The sequence below is a fragment of the Streptomyces tardus genome (assembly GCF_018101125.2).
In the GTDB taxonomy this organism is placed as follows: Bacteria; Actinomycetota; Actinomycetes; order Streptomycetales; family Streptomycetaceae; genus Streptomyces; species Streptomyces tardus.
The window spans coordinates 1,974,805-1,991,065 of sequence record NZ_JAELVF020000001.1 but is presented as its reverse complement, the minus strand read 5'-3'; the positions used below and the strand labels follow the sequence as shown (position 1 = coordinate 1,991,065).

Genomic DNA, 16,261 nt, shown 5'->3' with positions numbered 1-16,261 from the left:
TGCGCGGGCGGGCCGGCGGCCGAACTCCTCGCCCCTCAGCGGGTTCTGAGGGGTACTTCCTTCACCGCCACCACCAGCGCCAGCACCAGCAGGGCCGCGGGCGCCGCGTACAGGTAGATGTCGGCGATCCCGTGCCCGTACGCGCTCTCCACCACGGCGCGCACCGGGGCGGGCAGCGCGGACAGATCGGGGATGGTGCCGTTGTCGGCGCCGCCAGGGGCGTCGCCGGCGTTGGCGAAGCCGTCGGCCATGTGGTGGCTGATCCGCTCCGCGAGCACGGCCCCGAGCGCCGAGACCCCGATGGCTCCGCCGAGCGAGCGGGAAAAGGCGATGACCGAGCTGGCGGCGCCGATCCGGTCGCTGCTGACCTGGTTCTGGGTGGCCAGTACGAGGTTCTGCATCAGCATGCCGATGCCCAGGCCCAGCACCGCCATGTACGTGCCGACCTGCCAGTACGCGGTGTCGTGGCGCATCGTGCCGAGCAGCCCGAGGCCCGCCGTCACCAGCGCGCCGCCGGTGACCAGCCACCGCTTCCACCGACCGGTGCGGGTGATGATCAGCCCCGAGCCGGTGCTGGCCAGGAACAGGCCGCCGATCATCGGGATCGTCATCACCCCCGACATGGTCGGGGACTGCCCGCGCGCCAACTGGAAGTACTGGCTGAGGAACACGGTCGCGCCGAACATCGCGATACCGATGAAGAAGGAGGCCAGCGCGGTGAGCGTGATGGTGCGGTTGCGGAAGAGCGAGAGTGGGATGACCGGTTCGGCGGCGCGCTTCTCGACCAGGACGAAGAGCCCGCCCAGCGCGATCGAGCCGCCGACCATCGCGGCGGTCTGCCAGGACAGCCAGGCGTAGGAGTCGCCGGCCAGGGTGACCCAGATCAGCAGCAGCGAGACCGAGGCGGCGATCAGCAGCGAACCGAGCCAGTCGATCCGTACGCCCTTGCGCCGTACCGCGCCGCCCGGCAGCGTCAGCGTCCGCTGGAGCACCACGAGTGCGATGACCGCGAACGGGACGCCGACGTAGAAGCACCACCGCCAGCCGAGCCCCGGGGCGTCGGTGATCACACCGCCGAGCAGCGGGCCGCCGACCGTGGCGACGGCGAAGGTGGCGCCGAAGTACCCGCCGTAGCGCCCGCGTTCGCGCGGCGGCACGAGCGCAGCGAGGATCACCTGGGCCAGTGCGACCAGGCCGCCGACCCCGATTCCCTGCACCGCGCGCCAGGCGATCAGGGTGCCGGTGGACTGGGAGAGCCCCGCGCCGGCCGAGGCCAACACGAAGATCACGATGGAGAGTTGGACGAGCAGCTTCTTGCTGTAGAGGTCGGAGAGCTTGCCCCACAGCGGGGTCGAGGCGGTGAGGGTCAGCAACGAGGCGGTGACCACCCAGGTGTACGAGCTCTGACCGCCGCCGAGATCGGAGACGATCTGCGGCAGCGCGTTGGAGACGACCGTGGAGGAGAGGATCGCGACGAACATGCCGAGCAGCAGCCCGGAGAGCACCGTCATGACCTGCCGGTGCGGCATCCGCACCTCCTCGACCGGAACGGCCTCGGTGTGGTCGGCGCTCTCGACGGCAGGCGGGTCCGGGGCGCCCCTGCCGGGGCTTGCGACCGGTGCCGAGCCGGCGATCCTCTCCGCCGGAGGTGCCGCCCCCCGGGGCGTGGTGCTCGATATGCCGGATGCGCTGGACGCACCGGATGCTGCCGGTCCTGCCACCTGCTCGTCACTCCCTTCGAAGCCACCCGAGATAGTTTGTTGCTCTAAGCAACTGTACGGGCGGGGGTGGGGGCGAACAACCGGATCCGGTCAGCGGAAGGCAAACAATCTCCGCGCAAGGCAAACAATGACTAAAGGCCGGGGTGCCTGAGGGACCCCGCATTCGCTAGGGTCGCGGCATGGCTCAGAACCCCCAGGCACCACAGGGCCCCGGCGCCCAGCAAGACCCCGCGGCGAGCACCCAGATGTTCCGCGCCTTCGTCGACGACGGCAGCAGCAGCAGTCCGAGCCGCCCGGCTCCGCCCGAGCCCGCGAAATCGCGGATCGGCCTGATCGTGGGCGTGGTCGTGGCGGTCGCCGTGCTGGCCGCGGTGGTCTTCCTCGCCGTCGGCTGACCCCGGCCCGCCGCCGAGCGAAGAGCTGACGGCCGAAGATCCGACAGCCGAAGAGGCCCGGTCACCCGTACCTTAGGTTCTAGCGGTCCTCGCAACACTCATGATCGATGGGAGTTGCGAGGACTGTGGGCGGTAAGAGGCTTGATCCGGCGTTGAAGAGGCGCTTCCTTGAACGGCTGGATGTCGTGGGGAGCGTGTCTCCCGTGGCGCGTGAGCTGGGGCTGAACCTGAATACCGCGTTCGCGCTGGCCCGTCAGGCGGGCATGAGCACCGGGCGCCTGGGGCACCCGCGGCGCGAGGAGTACGACAAGCTCCGGGCCCGGGGATTCTCTCGCCGGGAGGCCGCCAAGCAGGTCAGGGTCAACGAGCGCACTGCCAGGGACTGGGATTGCGGGATCAGGAAGAGCCGCGACGCGCGGGTCTATCCCGATGGCCGGCGTGTGGACTACGCGGCGGGAACCGTCACGATGTCCGGTGTGATCACCACGGCATCAGTGAGGCCGGTGAGCCTCAAGGCACTGGAGAAGGTGCTCCACCCGCGGTTTCTGACGCTTTCTGAGCGTGAGCGGATACGCGACCTGCACGCTGCCGGGCAGTCGCTGCGGGCCATCGGACGGGCCCTGGGGCGCCCGGCAAGCACGATCTCGCGCGAGCTGAAGGCCAACGCGGGACTCACCGGCTACTTCCCCTACGCGGCGCAGAGAGCCTCCGCCGCGCGTCGACCCCGGCCGAAGGAGCGCAAGCTACTACGCGAGAGCCCGCTGCGGAACTTCGTCCAGGACGGCCTGCGCAGACGATGGTCCCCGGAACAGATCTGCCACGCTCTGACCAAGAGCCATCCCGACGATCAGGACATGCGGGTGAGCGTGGAAACGATCTACCAGGCACTGTACTTCCAAGCCCGGGGCGGTCTGAGGCGGGAAGTTCAGGCCGCCATCCGCACCGGTCGCACGCACCGCAAGCCGCGACGCGACCCGGCCCGCCGCACTCCACGGTTCACCGAGCCGATGGTCATGATCAGTAATCGTCCAGCCGAAGTTGAGGACCGAGCAGTGCCCGGCCACTGGGAAGGGGACCTCATCGTCGGAGCAGGCGGCCGCTCCGCTATCGCCACCCTGGTCGAGCGGACCACCCGCTACACCATGCTGGTCCACCTGCCCGCCAGCTCTCACGACGCCCTGGCCGTCCGTGACGGTCTGGTCCGCACCATCCAGACCCTCCCCCGTCATCTGCGTGGCTCTCTCACCTGGGACCAGGGGGCCGAGATGGCACGACACGGGCAGTTCACCCCGGCCACCGGGATGCCGGTCTACTTCTGTGACCCGGCCTCGCCCTGGCAGCGCGGCTCGAACGAAAACACCAACGGCTTGTTGCGGCAGTACTTCCCCAAGGGCACCGACTTGAGCCTGCACAGCCCCGAGGATCTCGAACACGTCGCGCAGGAACTCAACGGCCGCCCACGCAAGACGCTCGACTGGGATACACCAGCCGAGCGTCTACGTGATCTACTCGCTGCCTGAGCCAGTGTTGCGATGATCGCTAGAACTCAAGTACTCCTGGTACGGGTGACCGGGCCTCTTCGGCTGTCGCAGGGCGCCGCAGCTCCCGATCGCCGGACGGCAGCGGCTGCTTCCCCGCCGGCGGCTACTTCCAGTCGACCTCGACGTCGGTCGTCTCGATGCTCATGCCTATCGGGACGCGCCAGCTGTCCACACAGACCGTGTAGCTCTGGTCGGCGCGTGCGCCCGCCTCGATCGGGGCGCGCAGGTTCTGCCGGGTGTCGACGTTGCCCCAGGTGCCGCCGAGCAGTCCGACGATCCTGGTCGTGAAGGTGACGGTGCCCGAACTCACCGCGGCACCACCCGAGTTCGTCACCGGGAAGGCGACGCGCTCGCACCAGCGCTCTTCGCCCGCCGCGCGCTCGTGGGCGCCCACCGAGAGCTTCGCGGGGCCGTCGGCCGTCTCACCGGGCGAGGGCGGTCCCGAGGAGTCGCCCTCGCTTCCGCCGCTCTCCCCGCCCGCTCCGGGCCCACCGGTCCCGTCCCCGCGACCCGCGGTGCCGGGGCCGTCTTCCGGATCGTCGGGATCGCCGCTCCCGCTCGCGGCGGCCCCCTCGCCGCGTTCGCCGCCGGGGGCGTCGGTCAGCGGGAGTTCCTTCTTCAGCGGGATGAGCCGTACGTCCTCGTCGGGGGCCTGTGGGCCCGAGGCCGAATCGCTCCCGGGGCCGGCCGCGCCGTCGTTGACGTAGCCGCCGCCCTCGCCCCCGCCGGAACCGCAGGCCGTGAGCAGGCCGAGGCAGAGTGCCGCCGTCGCCGCCGTGCCGAGGCGGCGCCCGGTGGTGGAGCGCCACCCCGCGGTCGCTGCCGCCTCGGTGGCCGCTGTCGGCCGGGTGGCCGCTGTCGTCGTCGCCGTAGTGTCCGTCCCGCGCATCCGTGCAGTCTCACCGGCGACGGCCTGCTTGTGAAGTGCCGACGGCGAGCAACCGGGAGCGCTTTACGGGCGCAATGCGGGCGAACCGCTGCGTTCCGCTCCGAAGTGGTACGCGTCCGTGACGCACGTCGAACCGGTGGGCCCCGGCGGGCCGTTGGGACTCGTGCGCGGCCACCCTGGGGGCGGCGGCCCGCACGGAGAAGCGACACCGTCGGACCGGCGCCGGGGCCGGCCGCCTGCGTCCGCGCAGGCTCGCTCCCGCGCCGGCTCGCTCCCGCGCAGGCTCGCTCCCGCGTCGGCTCGCTCCCGCGTCGGCTCGCTCCCGCGCCGGCTCGCTCCCGCGCCGGCTCACTCCTCCGCGATGAGGCCCTCGCGCAGCTGGGCGAGGGTACGGGTCAGCAGACGCGAGACGTGCATCTGCGAGATGCCGACCTCTTCGCCGATCTGCGACTGCGTCATGTTGGCGAAGAAGCGCAGCATGATGATTCGCCGCTCGCGGGAGGGCAGTTGGGCCAGGAGCGGCTTCAGCGCCTCGCGGTACTCCACGCCCTCCAGCGCGGTGTCCTCGTAGCCGAGTCGATCGGCCAACGACGCCTCGCTGCCGTCCTCCTCCATCGAGGGGGAGTCCAACGAGCTTGCGGTGTAGGCGTTTCCGACCGCGAGGCCGTCGACGACGTCCTCCTCGGAGACCCCGAGGCAGACGGCCAGCTCGGGCACGGTCGGCGACCGGTCGAGCTTGTGCGACAGCTCGTCGCTGGCCTTGGTCAGCGCGAGCCGCAGCTCCTGGAGGCGCCGGGGGACCCGTACCGACCAGGAGGTGTCCCGGAAGAAGCGCTTGATCTCGCCGACCACCGTCGGCATCGCGAACGTCGGGAACTCCACGCCGCGCTCGCAGTCGAACCGGTCGATCGCCTTGATCAGCCCGATGGTGCCGACCTGGACGATGTCCTCCATCGGCTCGTTCCGGCTGCGGAAGCGGGCGGCGGCGTACCGCACCAGCGGGAGGTTGAGCTCGATGAGGGTGTCGCGCACGTACACCCGCTCCGCACTGTCCGCGTCCAGCGCGGCGAGCCGCAGGAAGAGCGAGCGCGAGAGCGTACGGGTGTCGCTGGGAGCGTCGTTGACGGGAGCGGGCACGGCTTCGACGCCGGCGGCGGGCCGGCTCTCCGGCGCGCGGTCGGCCTCGGCCGGCTCCGGGGCGCCGCTCGGCGCGGAGGTCGTCATCTCGTCGGTGAGCACCTTGGAGCTGCCCAGTTCTACGGACATGCCACTCCCTTGAGGTCGCGGACGGGTCGCAGTGGCGTTGTCGCCTGAAGACAGCGCCCCCAGCTGAATACCGGAGGTGAGCCCTCGCCAAACGCGCTTCTCGCAGAATGTCACAAGTCAGCAACGCGATGTAGCGTCTTGTCGACAAACACTGCTGCTCGGAAGGGTGTTGGGCCGCTCGCGAGTCACTCGATGCGGTTACGCCTCGATGGTGTTTGCGGCGCGCAGGCGTGCGAAGCTCCGCGTGAGCAGCCGCGAGACGTGCATCTGGGAAACCCCCAGCTCCGCGCTGATCTGCGACTGCGTCAGGTTTCCGTAGTAGCGCAGCAGCAGGATGCGCTGTTCCCGCTCGGGCAGTTGGACCAGCAAGTGCCGTACGAGTTCGCGGTGTTCGACGCTGTCCAGAGCCGGGTCCTCGTAGCCGAGCCGGTCGATCAGGCCCGGCATGCCCTCGTCGCGCTCCTGGGCCGCCTCCAGCGAGGCCGGGCGGTAGGCGCGGCCGGCCTCCATGCAGGCGAGCACCTCCTCCTCGGGGACCTTGAGGCGCTCGGCGATCTCGGCAGTGGTCGGCGTACGACCGTGCTGAACGGTCAAGTCTTCGGTGGCGCCGCTGACTTGGGCCCACATCTCGTGCAGCCGGCGGGGCACGTGGACGGTGCGCACGTTGTCGCGGAAGTAGCGGCGGATCTCGCCGATGATCGTCGGCATCGCGAACGTCGGGAACTGCACGCCGCGTTCGGGGTCGAAGCGGTCGATCGCGTTGATCAGCCCGATGGTGCCGACCTGGACGATGTCCTCCATCGGCTCGTTGCGGTTGTGGAAGCGGCGGGCGACGTAGCGGACCAGCGGGATGTTCGCCTCGATCAGCGCGGACCGGGCCCGGCGGTACTCGGTGGTGCCCTTCTCGCACCCGCCGAGCCGTTCGAAGAGCGCCTGTGTCAGGGCGCGGCTCCGTGCGCTGCGCGCCTCACGTTCCTGAGTCGCAGCCACCGGCAGACCACCCCTTCGTCAGAACCGCTCCATCAGAAGCAGCCAAAGTGAAACAAAACATGGAAAAGCGGTCATAGCATCACAATTCCTGGTCGTGGTGTGCAAGCACCCGTCGGCTCCGTGTTGGCGGGCCCGACAGCCGTTCGAGGACCGCATGAAGAAGGCCCGCGGCTGGTCGGAGCGCTGCGGGCCGAGCGGTGCGGTGAAGGGGCGCAGGGTCGTGCGGGTACGCCGGGTGGCTGCCGCCGAGCCTCAGTTGACCAGGCCGGTCATGAACTCGCCGACGCCCTGCGCCGCGTCGGATATCCCCTCGAAGCCGACCTGGACCAGCTCCGCGGCACGGTCGGGGGAGTTGATGATCGTGTACAGCACGAAGACGATGAGGATGTATATCGCGATCTTCTTGATGTCCACGCGGTCACCCTCCCCGGCGCCTGCTGTCCCCGTCGGCCGCCGCAAACGGGCGATCGCGAGAGTCTAACCGGCTCCGCGCCCACGTCGACCAGTCGGTTTCCCTCCCAAACCACGGTCAACCGGGGCTCTTCGTGCACGCACCGCACCCCGAACCGCCCGTCCCCGGCCCCGGCCCGCCCCGTACGTCGCCGTTCCCGCCCCGTCCCGCTGCTGTCCCGTCCCGCTGCGACGCGGACCCTGGGCGGCGGGCTCACAGGGGAGCGCGCGGCGGACCCTGGCGGCCGCCCCGGCGCACCGCCGGTACGGCCCAGCCGACGGCCATCAGGAACAGCACCGCGCCCACGACAGTCAGCACCGCCGGGCCGGGCTGCCCGGGCAGCGACAGCCGGGTGCCCATGAAGGTGCACACCAGCACCAGTACGGTCGCGCCCCGCATGGGCACCCGCGTCGCGGCCGTTCGCAGTACGGCCGACCCTGCCGCCCCGATCGCGAACCAGGCCACCAGGTACGGCCACACCGCACCTTCGGCGAGAAGAGGTATCCCGTACTCCTCCGGCCAGAACCTGTGCAGGGAGTCGAGCCAGCCGACCGCCGTACCGGCGACCGGAACGCAGAACACCCACAGCGAGTGACGCCACCAAGGCCCGGTCCGCAGCGCGTTCTCCTCGTCGTCGATGTCGTCCACGCCACCGTTCACGGCGTCGTCCACCGGGGTGCCGGCGCCCGGACCGGCGACGTCATCGGCGACGGAGGAGCGGGCGGTGCGGTGTTCTTCGCTGGAGTCGGCCATGACCACAGAGACGGCCCCGACGCGCCTCTGGTTGCCAACCACCCGCGTGGCGGCCGTCGTTGACGATCAACCTGCGAACGAGGACGGGCCGTGCGGGCCGGGTCGGACGGTGGACCGCCGTCAGAACCTCGAAGCACCGGCCGCCGCCGAAGTCCGGGCGGGTGGGCAGCGGCCCGTGAGAACGGGCCCGGGGCGAGCAGCACGAAGGGCCGGACTCCGCAATGGAGTCCGGCCCTTCACCAGCGGTAGCGGTGGGATTTGAACCCACGGAGGAGTTGCCCCCTCACTCGCTTTCGAGGCGAGCTCCTTCGGCCGCTCGGACACGCTACCGAGAGAGATCCTAGCCCACGGGTGCCCGTGCGCCGAAATCGGTATCGGTGAGGCCCCACAGGCAGTCCGTCCGCAGTCCGTCCGCAGTCCGTCCGCAGCCTGGACGCAGTCCGGACGCGCAGTACGGCGGCCCCGGGCGGCCGTCCGAGGCGCGGCGCGTACGACGCACACCCGCCGCCGCTGCCCGTACGCCCTGCGCGCGGTTACGGCGCGGGGTTGTCCGCGGGGCCGGTGCGCGGGCGGCGGAAGAAGTCGGTGAGCAGTCGGCCGCACTCCTCGGGGAGGACGCCGGCGATCACCTCGGGACGGTGGTTGAGTCGACGGTCGCGCACGACGTCCCAGAGCGAACCGGCCGCGCCCGCCTTGGCGTCGCGGGCGCCGTAGACCACACGATCGACGCGGGAGAGCACGGCGGCGCCCGCGCACATCGTGCACGGTTCCAGGGTGACGACGAGGGTGCAGTTGGTCAGCCGCCACTCGTGGGTGGTGCGGGCGGTGCCGGGAGTCGGATCGGCGGCCGATGTGTGCAGCGCGCGGGCGGCGCGGCGCAGGGCGAGCAGTTCGGCGTGCGCGGTGGGATCGCCGGTCGCCTCGCGCTCGTTGCGGGCTGTGGCGAGGAGCTGCCCGTCCGGGCCGAGGACGACGGCCCCGACCGGTACGTCCGACTCCCGCGCGGCCTGTTCGGCTTCGGCGAGGGCCAGCCGCATCGCGGGGAGCCAGGGGTCGCGCAGCGGGTCGTCCATGGCGCCAGTCTGCCCGAGCCGGGTCGGGCCGCACTAACCCGCCGAACTCTGCTGCCCGCCGCCCTGCACCGAACGCCGCCCTGCACCGAGCGCATCAGAGCCGAACGCCGCCAGACTCCGCCTGCCGCCGTGCTCCCCGCGCCGGGCGGCTCCCCGCCGACCGCACGGCGTCGCGGTAGGGCCGCGGTCCGTACCGCCGCCGTACCGCGACTTCGCGGCCGGGCTACCGCACCGCTTCGAGGACGTCCGCGCAGCCGAGTGCCTCGGCGATACCGCTCAACGCGTCCTCCGAGCTGAGCGCGAGTACGTCCTTCTCTCCCATGCCGAGGTCCTCCAGCAACTCCGGTTCGCCGACCGGGCCCTCGGGGAGAGTCGCGGCGTCGGGCGGGGTGTCGCCGCCGTCGGAGCCCTCGTCCCGGTCGGGTTCGCCGTCCTCGGTGCCGTCGAGGTCGACGAGGCTGTCGAGGTCCTCGGGGGTGAGGGGGTCGCGGCCGAGCAGCTCGTCAGTCAGCAGCAGTTCGCCGTACGCGCTGCGCGCCGCGGCTGCGGCGTTGGAGACGTAGATGCGCGGGTCGTCCTCGCCGTCCACGCGGACGAGACCGAACCACGCGCCTTCATGTTCGATACAGACCAGCACCGTGTCGTCCTCGTCCCCGGCGACCGCTTCGCGGGCCAGATCGGCGAGGTCGGTGAGGGTCTCCACGTTGTCGAGTTCTGTGTCGCTCGCTTGCCATCCGTCAGAGGTACGCGCGAGCACTGCGGCGAAGTACACCGTGAATCTCCCACTGGTTGCCTGAGTTCCCGAGAGAGCAGAGGTCTGTCCTGGTGGATCTCGGCCCGGACCGACGGCGCCTGTGGCCGCGCTCCGCGCGTCGACTGCCTCCTCCGCCTCGCGTTGTACGGCGACGGGTTCCGCGCCCGGCCCGGCGCGGTCCGTCGGGCAGACCCCGGTGGGGAAGCTCCCCACCAATCGGAATCGTGACAGAAAGGCACCCCTGGTGAGCAGTCTTCGGGCGTGCGTCGGCGGTGCTGTTTACGGAACGGCCGGATGTCGTTGCTGTGGGGGGAGTTGGTGCGGTCGGATCTTCACCAGCGGAATGTGCGCATCCGCATCTGTCGGCGCATCCGTGCGACCCGGGCGCGCCTGGGCTGAACCCGTTCGCGCAGCGCCCGGGCCTCGCTCAGTTCCCGGAGGAACCGGGCCCGGCGGCGCAGTCGATCGCTGTCCACTGTCCCCCTGCACAGCCCGTCGTCCACCGCGGTGGACAGGACGGCGCGCGAGGTGGTGCGCCCGGACGGGGGCAGCGGCCCATCGCTGCGACCGGTCAGATCGGACATACAAGTCACCTCCGGCGTATCCGACTACCTTGCCCCGGAGCGACGGTTTCCCGCCACCCCGAGGGGGCACTGCCCTCTTGGTGCTCCGCTACTGTCGAGACATGCGGACCCACGTCGTCGACCACCCGTTGGTGGCGCACAAGTTGACTACGTTGCGCGACAAGCGCACCGATTCCCCGACCTTCCGGCGCCTCGCCGACGAGCTGGTGACCCTGCTCGCGTACGAGGCGACCCGCGACGTCCGTACCGAGCAGGTGGACATCGCCACGCCGGTCACCGAGACGACCGGTGTCCGGCTCTCCAGCCCCAAGCCGCTGGTGGTGCCGATCCTGCGGGCCGGTCTGGGCATGCTGGAGGGCATGGTCAGGCTGCTGCCCACCGCAGAGGTGGGATTCCTCGGCATGATCCGTGACGAGGAGACCCTCCAGGCCTCCACCTACGCGACCCGGATGCCGGACGACCTCTCCGGACGGCAGGTGTACGTGCTCGACCCGATGCTGGCGACCGGCGGAACCCTGGTCGCCGCGATCAAGGAGCTGATCTCGCGCGGCGCGGACGACGTCACGGCGCTGTGCCTGCTGGCGGCGCCCGAGGGCGTGGAGGTGATGGAGCGCGAGCTGGCCGGCACCCCGGTCACCGTCGTCACCGCCTCGGTGGACGAGCGGCTCAACGACCTGGGTTACATCGTCCCCGGTCTCGGCGACGCGGGTGACCGGATGTACGGCACCGCCGGCTGAGTCGCGGGTGGCGGGACGCCGAAGGGGCCGGGAAGCGCGATGCTTCCCGGCCCCTTCGCGGTGCTCGTGCCGCCGCCTGCGGACGACCGTCGTCAAAGCCGGCGGATTCTGTCGGACCGCCGACAGCCGTCGTACGGACGGACCCCGTCGTACGGACGGACCCCGTCGTACAGGCGGGGCCCCTGCGTACGGGCGGGCCCGCCGACGGACTCTGCCGACCGGCCGGGTGTCCGCCCTCGTCAGCAGGGGGACGGGGACGGGGTGGGGCGGGGCTTGGTGAGCTCGGTGACCGCACGGTCCGCGGACGCGGCCTTGACCAGGGTCTTGTACCCGTCGCCGATCACCAGGTCCACGCTCTTGGCCGCCTTGCCCTTGCGGGCGCCGTCGGTTTTGGTGTCGGCCTTGGCCAGCTGCGTGCCGAGGACGGCCAGCGAGCCGTCCTTCTGCGCGGCCGGGGCGCCCAGCAGCAGTCCGGACTTCTTGACCTTCTTGTCGAGGCCCTCCGGGGCGTTGTCGACCTCACCGATCTTGAAGCCACGTTTCTTCAGCTCGTCCGCCGTGTCCTTGGCCAGCCCGGTGCGGTCGGTGGCGTTGTAGACGTTCACGGTGATCGCGGAGGGCTTCGGAGCCTTCACCGGAGCCGCGTCGGCCCCGGCTGCGCCCGGCTTGCAGTCGCCGGAGGCCGGGCCGGACGCGCTGGACGCCTTGACCGTGTCGCCGCCGGAATCAGTGGTGAAGACATCGATGAGCTGCACCGAGCCCCAGGCGACCAGACCCAGGGCGGCCGTACTCGCGACGATCCGGAACACCAGTCGGAATCGGCGCTTCGGCCTGTGCATCTTGGGGAAACGGTTGCCCGTAATGCGGTACTTACCGCCCATGCCCGGGGGTGTCAGCATGCTCATGTTCGCAGGGTAGCCGTCAGCGCACGGCAGTCCTACAAGCTGCTCAACCGATCGTGGATCGAAGGCGCCCTGCCGGGCTTGCGCCGGGCCGCTCGCGGGCTTCTGCCGGGCCTCGCTCCGTGAAGCCGTAGGACTCCGTACGCGCCGCGAGTGAGCGGCGCGAAGGCCCTGCCGCCCCGTCAGTCCCGCCCGAGAGCCCCGCCGTGCGTGGGTCTCGGGGCGTGTGCGTGAGTCCGTGTGCGGGAGTCCGTGTGCCGGGCTCAGCCGAGCTCGAGTACGCGGGCGTGCAGCACCTGGCGCTGCTGAAGTGCCGCCCGGACGGCGCGGTGCAGGCCGTCCTCCAGATACAGATCGCCCTGCCACTTCACGACGTGGGCGAAGAGGTCGCCGTAGAAGGTCGAGTCCTCGGCGAGGAGGGTCTCCAGGTCGAGCTGGCCCTTGGTGGTGACCAGTTGGTCAAGGCGTACCGGGCGCGGGGCGACATCCGCCCAGTCGCGGGTGCTGTCCCGGCCGTGGTCCGGATAGGGCCGACCGTTTCCGATGCGCTTGAAGATCACACGGAAAGCCTACCGGGCGCACCGCCGACGGCGCAGCCTCGCCGGGGTGACGCATAGCGGGCAAGCGGAAGATTTCCTGGCACAAGTCCCCTCGCGGTGCACCGGACTTCCTCATTCCGGGGGCTGTCGGGCCGTACGTGCGGCGGGCGCCGAACCTCGTGGGTTCGGCGCCCGCCGATGCTGTCGCGGTGCCTGTGCGGAACCGAGCTGGGATCGGGGTGGCCGGATTCGGCGCTCCCGGGCGTCCCGCGGTTCGCGTACGGGGCCCGCCGCCGGTTACTTCGCGACCGGCTCCTCGTCGTGGTGGTGCTCGTGGAGACCGCCACCGCTCGGAGTGCCGCCGCTGGTGGGCGCGAACGGCACCTCGTCCTCCAGGCTGGAGGTGTCCCAGGCGTAGTGGCCGAGAGTGTGCGCGATGGCCTTGACGTTGATGTCGAGCGCCTTCTTGTCGACGTTGCCCAGGTTGTCGCACTCCTGGTGGTAGCACTCGTCGTAGTCGACGCCGGCCTTGCCGCCCCAGAGCTTCGCCTGCTCCTCGGTCTTCTTGCCCTCGGCGCCGGTGAAGGTTCCGCCGGAGGGAATGCCGACCGCGATGAACGGGCCGTAGTCGGAGCGTCCGCTGAAGTCGGTGCCCCGCGACTCCTCGCCACGAGCCTCGAAGAACTTGTTCAGCTTGTACTCGATCTGCGCCGAACCCTCCGGGCCCGGGCCCTCGCCCTCACCGTCGGAGTCGTCGCCGTCGTACACGAAGAGGCCGTAGTTGGGCGAGGCGATCATGTCGTAGTTGAGGTACAGGGCGATCTGCTCCTGCTCCTTCTTCGACAGCTCGGAGACGTAGTGCTCCGAGCCCTGGAGCCCGATCTCCTCCGCCGTCCACAGGGCGAACCGCACCTTGTTGGCGGGGTTCTTGGCGTGCTTGCCCATCCACTGCTTGGTCGCCTTGGAGTACTGGAGCGCCGCCTCCAGCACGCCGGCCGAACCGGACGCGTTGTCGTTGATGCCCGGGCCCTCGCTGACCGAGTCCAGGTGCGCGCCGGCCATCACGACGTTGTTCTCGTCGCCGCCGCGGGTCTCCGCGATGACGTTCGGGGTGGTGCGCTCCTCCTGGAACTCGATGATCTCCAGGTTGACCTTCACCTCGCCGGCCGCGATCTCCTCGGAGAGCGCCTCGCCGTCCGCCTTGCTGATGCCACCGGTCGGGATGACGCCCTCGTCCGGGTCGCCGAGGGTGCCGTTGAGCTCGCCGTCCTCGGTGTTGTAGATGATGGCGCCGGCCGCGCCGGCCTCACCCGCGGCGGACTGCTTCTCGGCGAAGGAGCAGCCACCGCGCTGGATCAGCGCGATCTTGCCCTCGAAGTCCTTGTAGTCCTCGGCGGCGCAGCCGGTGAGCGCCTCGTCGCTGTCGTCGATCGGGACCTCGGCGACCGGCGCCTCCAGCCCGCCCTCCTCGGTGCTCTTGGTGTACGTCATCAGCTTGATGCTGATGTCGCGCTCGTTGGGCGCGAGCACCTTGAGCTTCTCCTCGACCGTCTCGCGGTAGATGAAGTCGAAGTCCTGGTAGGTCACCTTGTACCCGGCGGCCTTCAGCAGGGTGCCCGCGTACTTGGCGGAGAGGTCGTGGCCTGCGGCGCCGGCGGCGCGGTTGTTCTCGTTGGCCAGCGCGATGGCCTGGAACACCCTCATGTGGTTCAGGGCGTTCTTCTTGCCGGTCTTCTTCACCAGCTTCTCGGCGAGCTTCCGACCCTCGCTCGCGGGGTCGGCGGCGCTCGCGGGGGCGGCGCTGCCGATGAGGAGCGGGGTGGCGAGGGCGGCGACGGAGAGCGCGGCGAGGGTGCGGCGTCTCCTCTTCTGCGGTGATGGCACTCGACGGAGTCCTTCCGGGCGGCGGGACGTTGCTGTTCGGCGTCGGGACAGCGGCGTCCGGGTTGCGGACGTGATGGAAGGGAAAGCTAGCGGCAGGTCGACCGGGTGGGAACGCCTGTGGCAGACATCACCGAATGTGATGACCGTATTGGGGAGATTTGGCGGAGATATGACTACTCTCCATGGGTGGAGTGTGGCAGTTTCCTGTCGATTCCTGAGGCTGAGTCAGGCGGCGCGGAATCGCTGACCTGCACGGAAAGCGACGGGCGGGTCACCTGGCGGCGTGTCGCGGAGCGGGCGGCTCGTGGGTGGGGGGTTGGTGAACCCGCCCTGACGGGAGGGGAGTTGAATGACAAGGAATGTGACGTTCCGTATCGCCGGCCTGCACCACGTGCAGATCTCTGTGCCGCCGGGCTCGGAGGACGCGTGCCGCAGGTTCTGGGGCGATCTGCTCGGGATGACCGAGGTGCGGAAGCCGCCGGCGCTCAGAGCCAAGGGCGGATGCTGGTTCCGGTCGGGCGGGCTGGAGGTGCACCTGGGCGTGGAGGCCGACTTCGTCCCCGCGCGCAAGGCACACCCCGGCATTCTGGTGCACGACCTCGACGCGCTCGCCGATCGGCTGACGGCGCACGGCCGGGAGGTCACCCGGAACGAGGACTTCCCCGGCTACCGCCGCTTCCACACCGCCGACCTGCTGGGCAACCGGCTGGAGTTCATGGAGCCGACGCGGTGACCGAGCCCCGCGGAGCTGCCGAGCCCCGCGGAGCTGCGGGGTCCGGTGCGGCGGCTGATCGGCCCGTCGGCCCGGCGGGGTCGGAGACTGCCGGCAGGTGCCCGGTGGTGGGGACGGCCGACGCGACGGGCGCCGCGGACGACTCGCTCGGGGTGCCGCGGCTACGTGGCCTTCGCTTCCTTCGCGGCGCGCTTCAACTCCTGCTTGTGCGCCCGTACCCGGTCCAGTGACTCGGGGCCGGTGATGTCGGCGACCGAGCGGTGGGCGTCCGGCGTGCCGTAGTCGCCCGCGGCCTCGCGCCAGCCCTCGGGGGTGACGCCGAGCTGCTTGCCCAGCAGTGCGAGGAAGATCTGGGCCTTCTGCTTGCCGAAGCCGGGGAGGTCGTTCAGCCGCTTCAGCAGTTCCCTGCCGCTGGTGGCGTCCCGCCACAGTGCCTCTGCGTCGCCGTCGAAGTGCTCGACGAGGTACTGGCAGAGCTTCTGCACCCGGCCGGCCATGGAGCCGGGGTAGCGGTGCACGGCGGGCTTGGCGGAGAGCAGCTCGGCGAACGCCTCGGGGTCGTACGCGGCGATCTCGTGGGCGTCGAGGTCGTCGGATTCCATTCGGTCGGCGATGGTGCGCGGGCCGCTGAAGGCCCACTCCATCGGTACCTGTTGGTCGAGGAGCATGCCCACCAGCGCGGCCAGTGGGCTGCGGCTGAGCAGCTCGTCGGCCTCGGGCTGTTGGGCGAGCCGAAGTTGAGCGTCCATGCCCCGATCATCCCCGTACGGCGACGCCCGCGCACACCCGGCCGCGTACGCTTCTGCCCCCGGCGACGACCCCGCGACGCGTGCTGCCGCGGGCCCGCCCGCCACTTGCCCGACCGGGCCCGTGAGCGGGCCTGTGCACCGGGCCCGTGACCAGGCCGTGGACCAGGGGCCTCACTCCTCGGTGCGACCTCTCGCACGGACGTCCCCCCGCCGCGCGCGGGGGCGAGCCGGATAGCGGCTGCGGGGTGCGGGTAGTCCTCGGCCGTCTGAGCACAGGCCGCCCGCTCGCATCCGACGGAG

Annotated in this window: 16 protein-coding genes, 1 tRNA gene and 1 pseudogene; 4 read left to right on the top strand and 14 right to left on the bottom strand. The window is 70.7% G+C overall.

The features are described 5' to 3' along the window. Nucleotides 1–38 precede the first annotated feature (38 nt). Nucleotides 39–1,529, bottom strand: a pseudogene (locus JGS22_RS08565) (MDR family MFS transporter); the annotation flags it as partial. A gap of 371 nt (nucleotides 1,530–1,900) precedes the next feature. Between JGS22_RS08565 and JGS22_RS08560 the strand changes: the two are divergent. Both JGS22_RS08560 and JGS22_RS08555 read left to right on the top strand, forming a co-directional pair. Beyond that, complete coding sequence (locus JGS22_RS08560) at nucleotides 1,901–2,116, top strand: hypothetical protein (RefSeq protein WP_211040794.1); 216 nt, start codon at nucleotides 1,901–1,903, stop codon at nucleotides 2,114–2,116. Nucleotides 2,117–2,379: 263 nt separating this feature from the next. Next, on the top strand, nucleotides 2,380–3,636 hold the full coding sequence (locus JGS22_RS08555; RefSeq protein WP_443742857.1) for an IS30 family transposase: 1,257 nt from the start codon (nucleotides 2,380–2,382) through the stop codon (nucleotides 3,634–3,636). Between the two features lie 124 nt (nucleotides 3,637–3,760). Here the strand turns inward: JGS22_RS08555 and JGS22_RS08550 are convergent, their stop codons facing one another. From JGS22_RS08550 to JGS22_RS08510, 9 genes are all read right to left on the bottom strand, one after another. Next, entirely contained in the window at nucleotides 3,761–4,546 is a 786-nt protein-coding gene (locus JGS22_RS08550; protein ID WP_236073085.1) for a hypothetical protein, read from the bottom strand. A 348-nt stretch (nucleotides 4,547–4,894) separates the two neighbouring features. After that, nucleotides 4,895–5,812 carry an RNA polymerase sigma factor SigF gene (locus tag JGS22_RS08545; RefSeq protein ID WP_211043825.1) on the bottom strand — a complete coding sequence of 306 codons (918 nt, stop codon included), beginning with the start codon at nucleotides 5,810–5,812 and terminating at the stop codon, nucleotides 4,895–4,897. Nucleotides 5,813–6,010: 198 nt separating this feature from the next. Continuing rightward, on the bottom strand, nucleotides 6,011–6,802 hold the full coding sequence (locus JGS22_RS08540; protein WP_247486504.1) for an RNA polymerase sigma factor SigF: 792 nt from the start codon (nucleotides 6,800–6,802) through the stop codon (nucleotides 6,011–6,013). A gap of 252 nt (nucleotides 6,803–7,054) precedes the next feature. Then, nucleotides 7,055–7,216, bottom strand: coding sequence for a hypothetical protein (locus tag JGS22_RS08535; protein WP_211043823.1), 162 nt, complete (start codon nucleotides 7,214–7,216; stop codon nucleotides 7,055–7,057). A gap of 250 nt (nucleotides 7,217–7,466) precedes the next feature. Next, the gene (locus JGS22_RS08530) at nucleotides 7,467–8,006 is read right to left on the bottom strand and encodes a hypothetical protein (RefSeq protein ID WP_211042277.1); all 540 of its coding nucleotides are present in this window, start codon (nucleotides 8,004–8,006) and stop codon (nucleotides 7,467–7,469) included. A gap of 243 nt (nucleotides 8,007–8,249) precedes the next feature. After that, a tRNA-Ser gene (locus JGS22_RS08525) sits at nucleotides 8,250–8,336 on the bottom strand. 203 nt (nucleotides 8,337–8,539) lie between these two features. Further along, the gene (locus JGS22_RS08520; protein ID WP_211042278.1) at nucleotides 8,540–9,079 is read right to left on the bottom strand and encodes a nucleoside deaminase; all 540 of its coding nucleotides are present in this window, start codon (nucleotides 9,077–9,079) and stop codon (nucleotides 8,540–8,542) included. A gap of 223 nt (nucleotides 9,080–9,302) precedes the next feature. Next, nucleotides 9,303–9,851, bottom strand: a complete 549-nt coding sequence (locus tag JGS22_RS08515) for a tRNA adenosine deaminase-associated protein (protein WP_211042279.1) — start codon at nucleotides 9,849–9,851, stop codon at nucleotides 9,303–9,305. A gap of 314 nt (nucleotides 9,852–10,165) precedes the next feature. Beyond that, nucleotides 10,166–10,417 carry a hypothetical protein gene (locus JGS22_RS08510; RefSeq protein ID WP_236073084.1) on the bottom strand — a complete coding sequence of 84 codons (252 nt, stop codon included), beginning with the start codon at nucleotides 10,415–10,417 and terminating at the stop codon, nucleotides 10,166–10,168. A gap of 101 nt (nucleotides 10,418–10,518) precedes the next feature. Between JGS22_RS08510 and upp the strand changes: the two genes are divergently transcribed. Next, nucleotides 10,519–11,154, top strand: coding sequence for a uracil phosphoribosyltransferase (gene upp / locus JGS22_RS08505; RefSeq protein WP_211042280.1), 636 nt, complete (start codon nucleotides 10,519–10,521; stop codon nucleotides 11,152–11,154). A 239-nt stretch (nucleotides 11,155–11,393) separates the two neighbouring features. Here the strand turns inward: upp and JGS22_RS08500 are convergent, their stop codons facing one another. The 3 genes from JGS22_RS08500 to JGS22_RS08490 form a co-directional block, all read right to left on the bottom strand. After that, nucleotides 11,394–12,059: a LytR C-terminal domain-containing protein gene (locus JGS22_RS08500; RefSeq protein WP_211042281.1), complete on the bottom strand. Its 666-nt coding sequence runs from the start codon at nucleotides 12,057–12,059 to the stop codon at nucleotides 11,394–11,396. Between the two features lie 260 nt (nucleotides 12,060–12,319). Then, entirely contained in the window at nucleotides 12,320–12,616 is a 297-nt protein-coding gene (locus JGS22_RS08495; RefSeq protein ID WP_211042282.1) for a type II toxin-antitoxin system VapB family antitoxin, read from the bottom strand. Nucleotides 12,617–12,892: 276 nt separating this feature from the next. Then, entirely contained in the window at nucleotides 12,893–14,479 is a 1,587-nt protein-coding gene (locus JGS22_RS08490; RefSeq protein ID WP_211042283.1) for a M28 family metallopeptidase, read from the bottom strand. A 349-nt stretch (nucleotides 14,480–14,828) separates the two neighbouring features. Here JGS22_RS08490 and JGS22_RS08485 point away from each other — a divergent pair, with 349 nt between their 5' ends. Further along, nucleotides 14,829–15,212 carry a VOC family protein gene (locus JGS22_RS08485; RefSeq protein ID WP_211042284.1) on the top strand — a complete coding sequence of 128 codons (384 nt, stop codon included), beginning with the start codon at nucleotides 14,829–14,831 and terminating at the stop codon, nucleotides 15,210–15,212. Nucleotides 15,213–15,373: 161 nt separating this feature from the next. Here JGS22_RS08485 and JGS22_RS08480 read toward each other — a convergent pair whose 3' ends face one another. Then, nucleotides 15,374–15,961, bottom strand: a complete 588-nt coding sequence (locus JGS22_RS08480) for an HhH-GPD-type base excision DNA repair protein (RefSeq protein WP_211042285.1) — start codon at nucleotides 15,959–15,961, stop codon at nucleotides 15,374–15,376. Nucleotides 15,962–16,261 lie beyond the last annotated feature (300 nt).